This window comes from Rhodococcus sp. EPR-147, assembly GCF_001647185.1.
In the GTDB taxonomy this organism is placed as follows: domain Bacteria; phylum Actinomycetota; class Actinomycetes; order Mycobacteriales; family Mycobacteriaceae; genus Rhodococcoides.
Genome location: NZ_LVCU01000158.1, coordinates 12155 through 26266, shown reverse-complemented (window position 1 = coordinate 26266; position 14112 = coordinate 12155). Strand labels below are relative to the sequence as shown.

Below are 14112 nucleotides of genomic sequence, written 5' to 3'. Positions count from 1 at the left end.
GTGTCGATGACTACGAACAACACCCGCGCATTGATCGTCGGTGCCACCGGCATCTCCGGACAAGCCTTGTGCCGCGTTGCTCTCGACGCAGGCTGGGACACGTACGGACTCAGCCGTAGTGGCAGCACTCCGGTCGACGGCGTCATCGGTGTGGCCGCCGATCTGCTCGACCCGGCCTCGCTCGAGGAGGCGCTGAACGACGTCCGCCCCGAGGTCGTGTTCTTCACCGCATGGATGAAGAAGGACTCCGAGCAGGAGAACATCGAGGTCAACTCGGCGACGCTACGCAACGTGCTGAACGTGCTCGGCCCCCTCGACTCGGTGAAGCACGTCGCGTTGATGACCGGCCTCAAGCACTACCTCGGACCGTTCGATGCCTACGGTGAGGCAGTGATGGCCGAGACGCCGTTCCACGAGACCGAGGATCGCCTCGACACTCCCAACTTCTACTACGCGCAGGAAGACGAATTGTTCGCCGGTGCCGAGAAGTTCGGATTCGGTTGGAGTGTGCACCGCGCGCACACCATCTCCGGATTCGCGGTCGGCAACGCGATGAACATGATGTTGACGCTGTCCGTGTACGCAGCGATCTGCAAGGAGCTCGGCGAGAAGTTCGTCTTCCCCGGTTCCGAGACACAGTGGAACGGCCTCACCGACCTCACCGACGCGGACCTGCTCGCCGAGCAGATGGTGTGGGCCGCAACCGACGACAACGCACACAACGAGGCGTTCAACATCGCCAACGGTGACGTCTTCCGCTGGCGCTGGCTGTGGCCGCAGTTCGCCGCGCACTTCGGCGTCGAGCCCGAGGGCTACGACAGCGAGCCGCGTCCACTCGAACCCCGCATGTCCGACGCGGCCGCAACGTGGAAGCGCATCGCCGAGAAGCACGATCTGGTCGAAAGCGACGTCTCACGGCTCGCGTCGTGGTGGCACACCGACGGCGACCTCGGCCGCGACATGGAATGCCTGACCGACATGAACAAATCGAAGAACGCCGGGTTCCTCGGCTTCCGATCCACACCGGATGCCATCGCCTCGGTGATCCAGCGCTACAGAGATGCGCGTCTGATTCCCTGAGCGGCTGCGCCGCACGTGCACGGAAACTCGACCCCTGCTACGAGTTTCCGCTCACCTGCGCGTAGCGCTCCCGTACCGCCGGGGTCGGGTCGGCCTCGTATGTCTTCGACGCGGCCTGCTCCCAGGTCGGCGGCTCGCTGGTCCCGGCCAGTGCCCACGCCGCCTGGCGCGCGGCACCGTCGGCGACGTATTCACCCGGCTCGGGCACGATCACCGGAACGCCGAGTATGGCCGGGGCCAACTCGCGCAGTGCAGCGGACTTCGCACCGCCGCCGATGAGCAGCACCCGCTTCGTCTCGACCCCCTGCGAACGCAGATGGTCGATACCGTCGGCCAAACCGCACAGCAGTCCTTCGACGGCCGCTCGCGCGAGGTGGCCCGGTGTCGAATTGTTCAGTCGCAGGCCATGAATCGCACCGGATGCATCGGGACGGTTGGGGGTGCGCTCGCCCTCGAAGTACGGCACCATCACCACACCGTCGCTCGTCGTCGACAGCGCCAACCGCGACAACTCGTCGTGATCGACGCCCAGCATCCGCGCCGTCGCATCGAGGACGCGAGCAGCGTTGAGAGTGCACACCAACGGCAACTGCCGGCCGGTGGCGTCGGCGAATCCGGCGACCAGACCCGAACCGTCCGCGGCCGCAACCGAGGTCACGGCAGATACGACGCCGGAGGTGCCGATCGAGACCACCACATCGCCGGGCTGAGCGTCGAGGGCGAGGGCTGCCGCGGCATTGTCTCCGGTCCCCGGCCCGATCAGTGCCCCGCTGCGAGTGCGGCCGATGGCCTCGTTGGGTGCAGCCACGCGGGGCAGCAGTGGGTTACGACCCCGAAAACCGAACTGCAGCAGATCCGTTCGATATTCGTCAGTGGCCGCGGAGAAGTACCCAGTGCCACTGGCGTCGCCTCGATCGGTGGCCAGAGCGTCGAGCCCCGATGCCCCGCCGAGCTGCCAGCTCAGCCAATCGTGCGGAAGGCACACCGCCGCAGTGCGATCGGCATTCTCGGGTTCGTGGTCGGCGAGCCATCGCAGCTTGGCGACCGTGATCGAAGCCAACGGAACCACTCCGACGGCGTCGGCCCAGGCCTGCCCGCCGTCGGTGCCTTCCTTTTCGCCCAACTCGGACACCAAGTCCGTCGCGGCCTGCGCCGATCGAGTGTCGTTCCACAGCAAAGCTTTACGGACCACGGATCCGTTGTCGTCGAGGCAGACCATGCCGTGCTGCTGCGCGCCCACCGACACCGCGTCCACGTCGTCGAGTCCGCCTGCGGCAGCGATCGCCTCGTCGAGCGCATCTTTCCAGCGCTGCGGGTCGATCTAGGTGCCGTCGGGATGCACTGCTCGCCCCTGGCGGACCAAGTCCCCCGACTCGGCGTCACGAACGAAGACTTTGCACGATTGGGTGGAGGAGTCGATTCCGGCAACGAGAGCCACGGTGAGCGGGTCCTTTCCTACGCAAGTGTGATCTACGACCCTACCCGCGAGGCGCGGTTGCCTCGGTCACCAACGTGCGCGCGTAGGCGATGGCCTGCGGCGTTGTCTCGAAAACACGGCGCGCTTCGTCGTCCTTGGTGGTGAACACGCCCAGCGCCGTCAGCGGACGCAGGTGTTCGGGTTTGGCTGCGGAGATGAGGACGGTGATGTGGCGATGTTCGAGTTCGGTGATCGTGTCCTTCAGGACCAGAGCTCCGGTGGCATCGATGGTGGTCACTCGCGACATGCGCAGGATCACCACTTTCACGTCCGACACGTCGGCGAGCTCGAGCAGGAAGCTGTGCGCAGCTCCGAAGAACAGTGCACCGTCGATCCGGTAGGCGACGATGTGTTCGCGCAGCAGGCCTTCTTCTTCCTTCGAGACCGCGTCGAGTGCATCGAGCGGTACCTGCTCGACCGTGGCGGATCGCGCGACGGCGCGCAGTGCCAGCACCGCAGCGAACCCGACGCCGACCGCCACAGCCGTCACCAGATCGAAGAGAACCGTGACGAGAAAAGTCGACGCCATCACCACGGTGTCGCCGCGACCGGCGCGGGAAATTGCTCGGATGGAGGCTGTTTCGACCATGCGCACCGTTGTCGCCAGGAGCACCCCGGCCAGAGCGGCGAGGGGAATGTCGGCCACCAATCCCGCGGCGGAGTACATGATGGCGGCGAGGATCACCGCGTGGGTGAGCGCCGAGAGCCTGGTCCGTGCCCCGGATCGAACGTTGACGGCAGTACGGGCGATGGCACCGGTGGCGGGAATCCCGCCGAACAACGGCGCGGCGATGTTGGCCAGTCCCTGCCCGAACAGCTCACGATCGGGATTGTGCCGCGCGCCGACGCCCATCGAGTCCGCCGCGGTCGCGGACAGCAGCGATTCCAGTGCAGCCAGCGCAGCGACGGCGAACGCCGGTGCCAACAACGCCGTCACGTCACCGAGGTGGAAGAAGCTCAGGCTCGGGGCGGACAACGACGACGGAATGGTGCCGATGCGGGCGATGTCGAGGTCGAACAGTTGAGTGATCACCGTTGCTCCCGCGACCGCAACCAGGGAGAACGGGATTTTCGGAGCCACGCGGCCGCCGACCAGCATGACGATCGCGACCGTGACGGCCACGGTGGGCGTCAGAACGCTCGCGTTCGAGACGAACGAGCGCACCGCGTCGAACGCGGACTGCCACACCTTCTCGCCCTCGGCGTCGGTGATACCCAGGGCCGACGGAACCTGTTGCAGCGCAATGACGACGGCGATGCCTGCGGTGAATCCCTCGATGACGGGTGCCGGCATGTACCGGACGGCTCGACCGACTCCTGCACCGGCGAGCGCCAGCAGAATGATTCCGGCCATCAGTCCGACGGCGAGTACTCCGGTCGGCCCGTACTCGGCGACGATGGGGACGAGCACCACCGTCATGGCGCCGGTCGGCCCGGACACCTGAAATCTCGATCCGCCGAATACCGCGGCGACGACTCCCGCGATGATCGCCGTGGTCAGGCCCGCCGCCGCACCCAGCCCGGTGCTGACGCCGAAGCCGAGTGCCAGAGGCAACGCGACCAGGGCAACGATCAGCCCGGCCAGCAGATCCGCGCCGGGTGCGCGGAGGGCCGGTTTCCACTCGCTCCACCTGGGCAGCAGCGCTGTCACAGCACTGAGGGCGTCGGTCCTGCGGGAAGGTTTCGTCGGTTCGGACATGTGACGCTTTCTGAGAACTCATCGATCCTGATCGATCTACTTGCTAAGTTTAGCAAGTAATGAACCAGGTGAACACAAGACGTGAGTCAGACCATCACGGGCCGTCGAGTCAGGTGCGCGCTCCGGACTCGCCTTCCAGCAGCTCGGCCTGGTTGGCCACCACTCCCGTGAGTATTTCCCGCGCGACGACCAACAGGTCGGCCACCTTCGGCGACGTCAACGTGTAGGACACCGACAGGCCTTCCCGAGTGCCTTCGATGAGACCGGCGCGCCGCAGGATGGACAATTGCTGAGACAGATTGGCCGGCTCGATGCCGATTTCCGGCAGCATCTCGGACACGGCGTGTTCGCGCTCGCTCAACAACTCCAGCACGCGAATACGGGCGGGATGCGCCAACGTCTTGAAGAAATCGGCTTTCATTCTGTAGAGCGGCCGGCTCGAATCCGTGGCCATGAAGTCCTCCCGTGGCACCCGCCACCGCGCAGCAGGCTACTTGCGAACACTAGCAATCAACAGACCGAAGTGGACGACCTCCCTGCCCGTCCCGAAACTCGGCTACCTTCACTCCCATGCGCGGAGACCCCGAAGAATCCACCGACTTCAGGCTCACCGTGGCCACGGCGGCCCTCGACCTGTTCTCCGTCAAGGGCTACGAGTCGACGACGGTAGACGACATCGCCGGTGCCGCCGGCATCTCGCGTCGGACATTCTTTCGTCAGTTCCGCGCCAAGGAAGACGTCGTCTTCGCCGATCACGAAATACTGCTCGAGCAGGCCGGCGCGTTCCTGGAAGCGAACGAGGGCGATCCCTGGCGGGCCGTGTGCGATGCCGCGCAGCTGGTGTACGAGCGGTTCTCCGACTGGCAGGACATGTCGCGCTTGCGCTACCAGGTGGTGCACAAGATCCCCGCGCTGCGCGATCGAGAAATCGTCACCGTGTTTCGCTACGACAGACTCTTCGTCGACTATCTGCAGCGTGTTCTGCCCGATCACCCGCACCTCGAGATCCTGCAGTTCTCCGCCACGGTGACCGCGACGCACAACTACATCCTTCGTCGGATGATCCGCGACGGCCTCCCGACGTCCGTGGAGGATCTGCGTTCGGCACTCGCGCAGGTCCGCGCGCAGTTCCTCGGTGAGATCGTCGTCGCGTCGTTCCCCCGGGGCACGTCCGTCAGCAAAGTCGTCGACGCGTTGGCCGATCACACAAGCACCTGAGCCACCCGACGCGATGGCACTGAGTGCCGGATGCCGGAGACTCGGTCTTGAACAGGTACCAATTCGGACGTACACTGAGGCAATCCTTGGCACTGAGTGCCCTCCGTGGGCAGTGCCACCCCCGACACACCGAGGAGCGTGGCCGACATGGCCGGAAATCCCGACTTCGATCTGTACCAATCGCCCGACGAGCACAACGAACTGCGCGCAGCCATTCGGGCGCTCTCGGAGAAGGAGATCGCTCCGTACGCCAAAGAGGTCGACGAGGACTCCCGCTTCCCCGAGGAAGCACTCAAAGCGCTCAACGCTTCCGGCTTCAACGCCATCCACGTTCCCGAGGAATACGACGGCCAGGGTGCCGATTCCGTCGCTGCCTGCATCGTCATCGAAGAGGTCGCACGCGTCTGCGGCTCGTCCTCGCTGATCCCCGCGGTCAACAAGCTCGGCACGATGGGCCTGATCCTCAAGGGCTCCGAGGAACTCAAGAAGCAGGTCCTGCCTTCCCTCGCCGGTGGCGCGATGGCGTCGTACGCCTTGTCCGAGCGCGAAGCGGGATCCGACGCGGCGAGCATGCGCACCCGCGCCAAGGCCGATGGTGACGACTGGATCCTCAACGGCTCCAAGTGTTGGATCACCAACGGCGGCAAGTCCGATTGGTACACCGTCATGGCCGTGACCGATCCCGACAAGGGCGCCAACGGCATTTCCTCGTTCATCGTGCACAAGGACGACGAGGGATTCGTCGTCGGCCCCAAGGAGAAGAAGCTCGGCATCAAGGGTTCGCCCACCGCCGAGCTGTACTTCGAGAACTGCAAGATTCCCGGCGATCGCATCATCGGCGAGCCCGGTACCGGCTTCAAGACCGCGCTGGAAACACTCGACCACACGCGCCCCACCATCGGCGCACAGGCCGTCGGCCTGGCACAGGGTGCCCTCGACGCGGCCATCGCATACACCAAGGACCGCAAGCAGTTCGGCACCTCGATCTCGAGCTTCCAGGCAGTGCAGTTCATGCTCGCCGACATGGCGATGAAGGTCGAAGCCGCCCGCCTGATGGTCTACAGCTCCGCAGCCCGCGCCGAGCGCGGCGAGAAGAACCTCGGGTTCATCTCCGCGGCTGCCAAGTGCTTCGCCTCGGACGTGGCCATGGAGGTCACCACCGACGCCGTGCAGCTCTTCGGCGGTGCCGGCTACACCACCGACTTCCCGGTCGAGCGCATGATGCGCGACGCCAAGATCACCCAGATCTACGAGGGCACCAACCAGATTCAGCGTGTCGTCATGTCGCGGGCGCTGCTCAAATGAGCGACATCAACCTGGTAGGTGTCATCGGCGGCGGCACCATGGGTGCCGGCATCGCCGAAATGTGTGCTCGCTCCGGCAGTTCCGTACTGATCCTGGAGACGAGCCAGGCGACGGCCGACGCCGCAGAGGCCCGCCTCGACAAGTCCTTCGCTCGTGCCGTGAAGTCCGGTCGCATCGAAGCCGACGCGGCCGAGAAGGCCCGTGCTGCAATCGCGTTGACGCTCGATATCAACGACTTCGCGGACCGCGATCTCGTGGTGGAGGCAGCACCGGAGATCGAGTCGCTCAAGCTGGACCTGTTCGGCAAGCTCGATTCCATCGTCAAGCCCGAGGGAATCCTGGCCACGAACACCTCGTCGATCCCGGTCATCAAGATGGCCAACGCGACCAAGCGTCCCGACAAGGTCGTCGGCGTGCACTTCTTCAACCCGGTGCCGGTACTGCCGTTGGTGGAGATCGTCGTCAGCCTGCTCACCAGCGAGGAGACCGTCGCAGCGGTGACGGACTACGCCGGAAACACGCTGGGCAAGAAAACGATTCGCGCCGGGGATCGCGCAGGATTCATCGTCAACGCACTGCTCATCCCGTACATGGTCTCGGCCATCCGCATGCTCGAGTCCGGCTTCGCCAGCGCCGAGGACATCGACGAGGGCATGGTCAACGGTTGCGCACACCCCATGGGACCGTTGCGCCTGACCGACACCGTCGGCCTCGACGTCACCCTCGCGGTCGCAGAGTCGCTGTACGCGGAGTTCCGCGAGCCGCACTACGCGCCGCCGCCGCTGCTGCAGCGCATGGTGGACGCCGGGATGCTGGGTCGCAAAACCGGTAAGGGTTTCTACTCGTATTCGTAGTAGTCCCTTCGCCCCTTCTGGATCAATGTGGCATTCAGCTTCTTGGAGTAGCTGAATGCCACATTCATCCGTCAGGGAGGCGCACACTGGAGCCGTTCCACAACTCTGGGAGGCTCCATGAACATCGATCTCGACGGCCGCACCGCTTTGATTTCCGGCTCCAGTCAGGGCATCGGATTCGCGATTGCCACCGAACTTGCCCGCGCCGGTGCGCGCGTGGTCCTCAACGGCCGCAGCGAGTCGGCGCTGGATTCGGCCGAGGAACAGTTGCTGACGGCAGTGCCGGGTGCGCGGGTGATCGTCGTTGCTGCCGATCTCGCGACGGCCGACGGGGTCGAGACGTTGCTCGCCAAGGTGCCGGTGGTCGACATTCTGGTGAACAACCTCGGCATCTTCGGAGCAAAACCCGCTCTCGACATCGACGACGACGAATGGCGACGCTATTTCGAGGTGAATGTGCTCTCGGCAATCCGGCTGATCCGCACGTATCTGCCGGCGATGACCGAGGCGGGCTGGGGCCGAATCCAGAATATCTGCAGCGATTCCGCAGTCGTGATTCCCGAGGAGATGATCCACTACGGAATGACGAAGACCGCCCTGCTCGCAGTGACCCGTGGATTCGCGAAAGCTGCTGCAGGAAGCGGAGTTACGGTCAATTCCGTGATCGTGGGTCCCACCCACACCGAGGGCGTCGAGAAGTTCGTCGGCGAACTCGTCGGCGACGACCTCCCCTGGGACGAGGCGCAGGCGCAATTCATGAAGGAGCACAGGCCACAATCGCTCATCGGACGTTTGATCGAGCCGAGGGAGATCGGCAACATGATCGTCTACCTGAGCTCCGAGCAGGCCTGTGCAACCACCGGTGGCGCTCTACGAGTCGACGGCGGCTACGTCGACGCGATTCTGCCCTGAGTTTTTCGCAGAGCGGTCCGGTCGGTCACAGTTTGTGGCCGACCGCTTCGGGGCATGCGTGAGATACACGGAATCAAGCAGAGGTTCTTCACGCATTTCACCGTATTCGGAGACGATTCCACAGTGAGCGATCAGTACACCTTCACCAACCCCGTCACGCAGTACCGCCAGGACGGCTTCCCGGAGCAGCACCAGGATCCGCCCGGCCTGGCCGCAGATCTTCAGCCCCTCGCCGACCACGGGGAGCAGACGTACCGCGGATCCGGACGCCTCACCGGCCGCAAGGCCTTGATCACCGGGGCCGATTCCGGAATCGGACGAGCAGCAGCCATTGCCATCGCACGCGAGGGCGCCGACGTGGTTCTCAATTACCTACCGGCAGAAGAGAAGGACGCGCAGGAGGTTGCGCAGTTGATCCGCGACGCCGGCCGCACCGCAGTCCTGGCACCGGCAGATCTCACCGACGAGCAGGCCGCGCGCGGCATCGTGCGTACTGCCGTCGACGAGCTCGGTGGCCTCGACCTGCTGATCAACGTCGCAGGTAAGCAGCAGTTCGTCGAAGATCTGGCCGACCTGACGTCCGAGCAATTCGATCAGACGTTCAAAACCAACGTCTACGCACTGTTCTGGATCATCCAGGAAGCGGTGCCGCACATGCCCGCCGGCTCGACCATCGTCAACACCAGCTCGATCCAGGCATACACACCGTCACCCGGACTGGTGGACTACGCGACCACGAAGATGGCCATCAACACCATCAGCAAGGCCCTCGCACAGCAGTTGGCGCCGAAGGGAATCCGCGTCAATGTCGTTGCGCCGGGACCGTTCTGGACACCGCTGCAGGCAGCCGGCGGCCAGCCGACTTCGGCACTGCCGGAATTCGGCAAGGAAACACCGCTCGGACGCGCAGGACAGCCCGCCGAGATCGCCGGTGCGTACGTCTACCTGTCGTCGGCCGAATCGGGTTACGTCACCGGCGACACACTGAACGTCAACGGTGGTATGCCGACGCCGTAGATCGTCACCCGTTCGGCGTGAATGGACCATTCACACCCGTCTGGGCTGGTGAATGGTCCATTCACGCGTTCAGGAGAGGTCAGTCCTTCGGCCCACCGGCGGCGTAGACGACCTGACCCGAGATGAAGCCCGCACCCTCGCTGACGAAGAACGACGCCAGGTGCGCGATGTCATCGGGATGTCCGACGCGATTGACCGGAATCTGCGACGCAGCAGCGGCTTTGAAGTCCTCGAACGGCATCCCGACGCGTTCTGCGGTGGCTGCCGTCATCTCCGTCTCGATGAATCCCGGGGCAATGGCGTTGGCGGTGACGCCGAACTTGCCGAGTTCGATGGCCAGGGTCTTGGTGAAGCCCTGCATGCCGGCCTTGGCTGCGGAGTAGTTGGCCTGTCCGCGGTTGCCGAGGGCAGACGTGCTCGACAGGTTGACGATGCGTCCCCACTTGGCGTCGATCATGTGCTTCTGGACCGCGCGGGTCATCAGGAACGATCCGCGCAGGTGTACGCCGAGAACGGAATCCCAGTCCTGCACCGTCATCTTGAACAGCAGGTTGTCGCGAGTGATGCCCGCGTTGTTGATCAGTACGGTCGGCGCACCGAATTCACTTGCAATGCGATCGACGGCGGTCTGCACCGATTCCTCGTCGGCAACGTTGGCACCGATGGCCACTGCCTGCCCGCCTGCCGACTGAATCGCTCCGACGGTGTCGCTGCACGCGGCCTCGTCGAGGTCGACCACGGCAACTCCGAAGCCGTCCTTGGCCAGCCGCTTGGCTACCGCAGCACCGATTCCTCGCGCACTACCGGTGACAATGGCCGTCTTGATCTGATCACTCACGAATATCTCCCTTACGACGCCGAACTCGATAACTGTCCTCTGTTTCTATCAACACCGACAATGCGATCAGTACGCAGCCACCGCTCCGTCGAGTGCCTTCTGCATTCCCTCTGCCACCACCCGGGTGATGTCGATCGGCTTCTCGGGCAAATCGGTGATGGGCGTGTCAATGTAGACGCTGGCCTGCTTCACCTTCGGCGCACCGGGACCGTAGCTCAGACCTATACAGATCAGCACCGGCTCGACCCCGAGTTTGCGCGCCCGCATCGCGATGTGGCCGATGCCGCTGCCGACGTGCTGCACCGTCGTCGGATCCTCGAGATTACAGGTTCCCTCGGGGAACACCGCCAGATCGTCGCCTCGCTTCATCCGCTCGGCACTGACGTCCATCATGCGGTTGCCCGCGGCGCTGACGGCCCGCATGCCGTGATTCTTGCCGCGGAAGACGGGGATACCGCCCATCATGTCGATTCGCTTGCGCTGCTTGGGTTCCTGGAACAGCTCGTCCTTGGCCAGCACCCGTGTGCGACCGATGACCGGACGCAGCGGCGACGCCCATGCCGCCGCTGCGAGGGTGTACGGATCGTTCTCGGTCAGATGATTGACCGCGATGAGCAGACGCGTGTTGTCGTAAACGAGACGACGCAACTCCTCACGGGCACCGTCGGGATACGACACCCTCGGGCGGAATCGCCTGGCCAGGGTCGCATAAGCCAACCTCGCAACCTGACGATTCTGCTGATGACGCAGATAGAAGTCGTACACGGTCACATCGTTTTCGAGAATTACCGCAGGCCGATCCATGAGCCGAGCTTAGCCTCACACCCGCGAGGAACCCATAGCCCGGATACCGACGGTAAGTCCGACCGCAGCGGTAGCCACGGCCGCGACAACACCGGCCGTCACCGTCGAACTCGTGAAGTCTCCCGCGAACAGTGCACGTTCGGCATCGACCAGGTACCCGAGCGGGTTGATGTTCACCAGGAACTGCATCCATCCCGGGGCAGTGGTGAGCGGCAGCATCGTGCCCGACAGGATGAGCAGTGGGAACATCAGAGTCTGCTGTATCGACCAGAACACCCAATCCTGTCCGCGCACAGCCAAAGCCAGCGTGTAGGACAACGCGCCGAGCCCGACACCGAACACGCCCAGCAGCACGATGCCCACGACCGCACCGATCGGATTCACGGACAGGCCGAGTGGCAACGCGACCAGGATGATCAAGACGGCCTGAGCAGCCAGCGGCACCATCTCCTTGAACGCGCGCCCGACGAGCAGCGCCGATCGCGGCAACGGGGTCACCAACATTCGTTCGTGCGAACCCTGCTGCAACTCCGCCAACAAATTCGAGCCCGTCATGGAGGTTCCGAAAATGGTGATCATCGCGAGGACCCCCGGAACGAACCAGTCCCAGACGCTTCCGTCCCCGAGGCCGGGCACCTCGGTGAGCAGTGGGCCGAACAGTGCGAGCAGGATCAACGGTTGGATGAGACTGAAGATCACCGTGAACGGATCGCGGAGCATCGGCCGCAGTTCGCGGCCCATCACCAACGTACTTCCCGACAGAACGCTCATCGGAGTTCTCCTGCTGTGCTTGCGTTTTCGAGGGATGCGGAACCCGTCGCGGCGCTCTCACGGAGACTGCGCCCGGTGAGGCCGAGGAACACGTCGTCGAGGGTCGGTCGCGTCGTATCTGCCGTGTGCACCGTGATCCCATGAGACTCGCTCAGCCGAAGGAGATCCGGAAGAACCACCTCGGCCCGCTCGACCCGGATGTTCAGACGCGAACCCGCCACCGTCACGTCCCTGACACCGGCTACGCCACCGAGAAGCGCAGCCAGCGCCGACGCGTCGGACACGGTGAGGACGATCAGATCACCTGCCAGTTCCGATTTCAGTGCGGTGGCGGTGTCGTCGGCGATGACGGTGCCGCGATCGACGACGATCACCCGCTCGGCCATCGAATCGGCCTCGTCGAGATAGTGCGTGGTGAGCACGATGGTGGTGCCCATCTCTCGCCTCAGCCGCAGAATGTGGTCCCACAGGTTCGCCCGGCTCTGCGGGTCCATGCCGGTGGTCGGTTCGTCGAGAAACAGCAACGGCGGCCGATGCACCAGACCCAGTGCGATGTCGAGTCGTCGACGCTGCCCGCCGGACAGCGTCGACACGGTACGAGTCGCGAGCTCGCCGAGTTCGAGTGCCTCGATCAATTCGTCTGCGCGACTGCCTGATCGGCGACGCGTCATGCCGTAGCACTGCCCTTGCACCACCAGCTCGTCCCGGACGCGCTGATTGTGGCCCGCACCGTTGCCCTGACCCACGTAGCCCAGGCTGCGGCGGACTCGATCCCGGTCTTTGCCCACGTCGAATCCGGCGATGCGGGCCGATCCCGACGTCGGTGCCAGCAACGTGGTCAGCATCCGCAGAGTGGTCGACTTGCCTGCCCCGTTGGGGCCGAGCAGAGCCACCAGCTCTCCCTCACCGATCGTCAGATCGATGCCGCGTACCGCCTCGACGGTCTTCTTGCCTTGCTGAAAAGTCTTGGTCAATCCCGAAGTTTCGATCATCTGTGACGCCCCTCGTCGTAGCGGTGAATCCCTACGACGGAGACGGTAGAAACGATCGCGGTCAGCTTCGGTCCGCGATGCCAGTGCGGCGGTCGATCAGCCGAAGACGGGGAACTTCCGTTTGCGGGCGAGGGCGTCCATCCCGGACTGAATGCTCGCGCGGACCTCGTCGTACTTGGCGTCGACGTACGCCTCGTCCTCGCATCGAGCCGGATCGTGGTCCAGTTCGACCGGCGGCATGAATCGAGTGCGAATCTTCGCGGGCAACGGAATCTGCGGAAGCGCGGCGGGCGCAATGATCCACGGCAGCGAGATCGCGATCGGGAACACCTTCAACCGCGCAATCTTGTCCAGCTTCAACGCTTTCGACAGCTTGTCACCGCGAATGAGCACCGGCATCGCGTCGGCCCCACCCACCGTCGCCACCGGCACGATGGGCACACCCATCCGAATGGCGAGCTTGATGAAGCCGGTTCGACCACCGCGAGTGGCCTCGTCCCGTTTGCTCCAGGGCCGCAACGAATCGACCTCACCGCCAGGCCACACGATGACGTCCCGGCCCTCGGCCAGTGCCGTCGACATCGAGTCCGGTGCCGCGGGAAGCACCCCCATGGATCGAAAGACTTTTCCGATCAACGGGAACGCCATCAAGGCATCGTGCGCGGTTCCGTGCAGGATGCGTTTCTCACCGAAGTGCCGCCACCACTGAGCGCCGACGGTCCACGCGTCCCAGACGAACGGCGCACCCGAGTGCACGCCGACCACCAGCACCGGCGACTCCGGAATGGTCTCCCAACCGTCGATCTCCATCCGGAAGTAGCGGTCCATCACCCCGTTCCAGAGTCGTTGCTGCCGGTCCATTGCCACGGTGTTCTGATCATCGAGGTCCCAGCCGCCTGCGCGTTCGGCAACCACCGCTCCGAGGCCCCCGGACGACTTCTCCCGACGCGCTTTCATCTTCAGACGCGCAGCCGCGGCGTACCGCTGCGCTTGCTCGCGCAGCTGCTCCTTCGTCGGTTCTTCGGAGCCGTCCCCACCCAGTACGTGATCCCCATCACTCATACCCGCACGGTACTCCACCCGTCCGAAGCCGACTCACAACCAGCGCTCGTAACCCCACGCGACGTCCCGAGTGTCCGTTATGG

At 64.5% G+C, this 14112-nt stretch carries 13 protein-coding genes and 1 pseudogene; 6 read left to right on the top strand and 8 right to left on the bottom strand.

What is annotated here, in order from left to right; genetic code table 11:
- Positions 1-6: 6 nt before the first annotated feature.
- Positions 7-1080 carry an SDR family oxidoreductase gene (locus A2J02_RS07810; protein WP_068048894.1) on the top strand — a complete coding sequence of 358 codons (1074 nt, stop codon included), beginning with the start codon at positions 7-9 and terminating at the stop codon, positions 1078-1080.
- A 37-nt stretch (positions 1081-1117) separates the two neighbouring features.
- Here the strand turns inward: A2J02_RS07810 and A2J02_RS07805 are convergent.
- The 3 genes and pseudogenes from A2J02_RS07805 to A2J02_RS07795 all read right to left on the bottom strand — a co-directional run bounded on the left by A2J02_RS07805 (position 1118) and on the right by A2J02_RS07795 (position 4710).
- Positions 1118-2518: pseudogene (locus A2J02_RS07805) on the bottom strand (xylulokinase).
- A gap of 40 nt (positions 2519-2558) precedes the next feature.
- On the bottom strand, positions 2559-4256 hold the full coding sequence (locus A2J02_RS07800) for a SulP family inorganic anion transporter (RefSeq protein WP_068048891.1): 1698 nt from the start codon (positions 4254-4256) through the stop codon (positions 2559-2561).
- 109 nt (positions 4257-4365) lie between these two features.
- Entirely contained in the window at positions 4366-4710 is a 345-nt protein-coding gene (locus tag A2J02_RS07795) for an ArsR/SmtB family transcription factor (RefSeq protein ID WP_068048960.1), read from the bottom strand.
- A gap of 116 nt (positions 4711-4826) precedes the next feature.
- On the opposite strand from A2J02_RS07795, the gene A2J02_RS07790 reads away from it, so the two are divergent.
- From A2J02_RS07790 to A2J02_RS07770, 5 genes are all read left to right on the top strand, one after another.
- Complete coding sequence (locus A2J02_RS07790) at positions 4827-5474, top strand: TetR family transcriptional regulator (RefSeq protein ID WP_068048888.1); 648 nt, start codon at positions 4827-4829, stop codon at positions 5472-5474.
- 147 nt (positions 5475-5621) lie between these two features.
- Positions 5622-6779, top strand: a complete 1158-nt coding sequence (locus tag A2J02_RS07785) for an acyl-CoA dehydrogenase (protein ID WP_068048956.1) — start codon at positions 5622-5624, stop codon at positions 6777-6779.
- A 5-nt stretch (positions 6780-6784) separates the two neighbouring features.
- Positions 6785-7633 carry a 3-hydroxybutyryl-CoA dehydrogenase gene (locus A2J02_RS07780; RefSeq protein ID WP_269454870.1) on the top strand — a complete coding sequence of 283 codons (849 nt, stop codon included), beginning with the start codon at positions 6785-6787 and terminating at the stop codon, positions 7631-7633.
- Between the two features lie 117 nt (positions 7634-7750).
- Positions 7751-8545: an SDR family NAD(P)-dependent oxidoreductase gene (locus tag A2J02_RS07775; RefSeq protein ID WP_068048883.1), complete on the top strand. Its 795-nt coding sequence runs from the start codon at positions 7751-7753 to the stop codon at positions 8543-8545.
- Positions 8546-8668: 123 nt separating this feature from the next.
- On the top strand, positions 8669-9562 hold the full coding sequence (locus A2J02_RS07770) for a glucose 1-dehydrogenase (RefSeq protein ID WP_068048953.1): 894 nt from the start codon (positions 8669-8671) through the stop codon (positions 9560-9562).
- A gap of 79 nt (positions 9563-9641) precedes the next feature.
- Here A2J02_RS07770 and fabG read toward each other — a convergent pair whose 3' ends face one another.
- The 5 genes from fabG to A2J02_RS07745 all read right to left on the bottom strand — a co-directional run bounded on the left by fabG (position 9642) and on the right by A2J02_RS07745 (position 14029).
- Entirely contained in the window at positions 9642-10400 is a 759-nt protein-coding gene (fabG, locus tag A2J02_RS07765; RefSeq protein ID WP_068048880.1) for a 3-oxoacyl-ACP reductase FabG, read from the bottom strand.
- 66 nt (positions 10401-10466) lie between these two features.
- Positions 10467-11204, bottom strand: a complete 738-nt coding sequence (locus A2J02_RS07760) for a lysophospholipid acyltransferase family protein (protein ID WP_068048876.1) — start codon at positions 11202-11204, stop codon at positions 10467-10469.
- Between the two features lie 15 nt (positions 11205-11219).
- Positions 11220-11975: an ABC transporter permease gene (locus A2J02_RS07755; protein WP_068048873.1), complete on the bottom strand. Its 756-nt coding sequence runs from the start codon at positions 11973-11975 to the stop codon at positions 11220-11222.
- Positions 11972-12967: an ABC transporter ATP-binding protein gene (locus A2J02_RS07750; protein WP_068048870.1), complete on the bottom strand. Its 996-nt coding sequence runs from the start codon at positions 12965-12967 to the stop codon at positions 11972-11974. Before A2J02_RS07750 ends, A2J02_RS07755 begins: the two co-directional genes overlap by 4 nt.
- A gap of 96 nt (positions 12968-13063) precedes the next feature.
- Positions 13064-14029, bottom strand: coding sequence for a lysophospholipid acyltransferase family protein (locus A2J02_RS07745; protein ID WP_156516141.1), 966 nt, complete (start codon positions 14027-14029; stop codon positions 13064-13066).
- Positions 14030-14112: the final 83 nt, after the last annotated feature.

Excerpts from the sequence above, each read along its gene's own strand:
- A2J02_RS07810 (WP_068048894.1), top strand. The coding sequence starts at position 7 with ATGACTACGAACAACACCCGCGCATTGATCGTCGGTGCCACCGGCATC.
- A2J02_RS07800 (WP_068048891.1), bottom strand. The coding sequence starts at position 4,256 with ATGTCCGAACCGACGAAACCTTCCCGCAGGACCGACGCCCTCAGTGCT.
- A2J02_RS07795 (WP_068048960.1), bottom strand. The coding sequence starts at position 4,710 with ATGGCCACGGATTCGAGCCGGCCGCTCTACAGAATGAAAGCCGATTTC.
- A2J02_RS07790 (WP_068048888.1), top strand. The coding sequence starts at position 4,827 with ATGCGCGGAGACCCCGAAGAATCCACCGACTTCAGGCTCACCGTGGCC.
- A2J02_RS07785 (WP_068048956.1), top strand. The coding sequence starts at position 5,622 with ATGGCCGGAAATCCCGACTTCGATCTGTACCAATCGCCCGACGAGCAC.
- A2J02_RS07775 (WP_068048883.1), top strand. The coding sequence starts at position 7,751 with ATGAACATCGATCTCGACGGCCGCACCGCTTTGATTTCCGGCTCCAGT.
- A2J02_RS07760 (WP_068048876.1), bottom strand. The coding sequence starts at position 11,204 with ATGGATCGGCCTGCGGTAATTCTCGAAAACGATGTGACCGTGTACGAC.
- A2J02_RS07755 (WP_068048873.1), bottom strand. The coding sequence starts at position 11,975 with ATGAGCGTTCTGTCGGGAAGTACGTTGGTGATGGGCCGCGAACTGCGG.
- A2J02_RS07750 (WP_068048870.1), bottom strand. The coding sequence starts at position 12,967 with ATGATCGAAACTTCGGGATTGACCAAGACTTTTCAGCAAGGCAAGAAG.
- A2J02_RS07745 (WP_156516141.1), bottom strand. The coding sequence starts at position 14,029 with ATGAGTGATGGGGATCACGTACTGGGTGGGGACGGCTCCGAAGAACCG.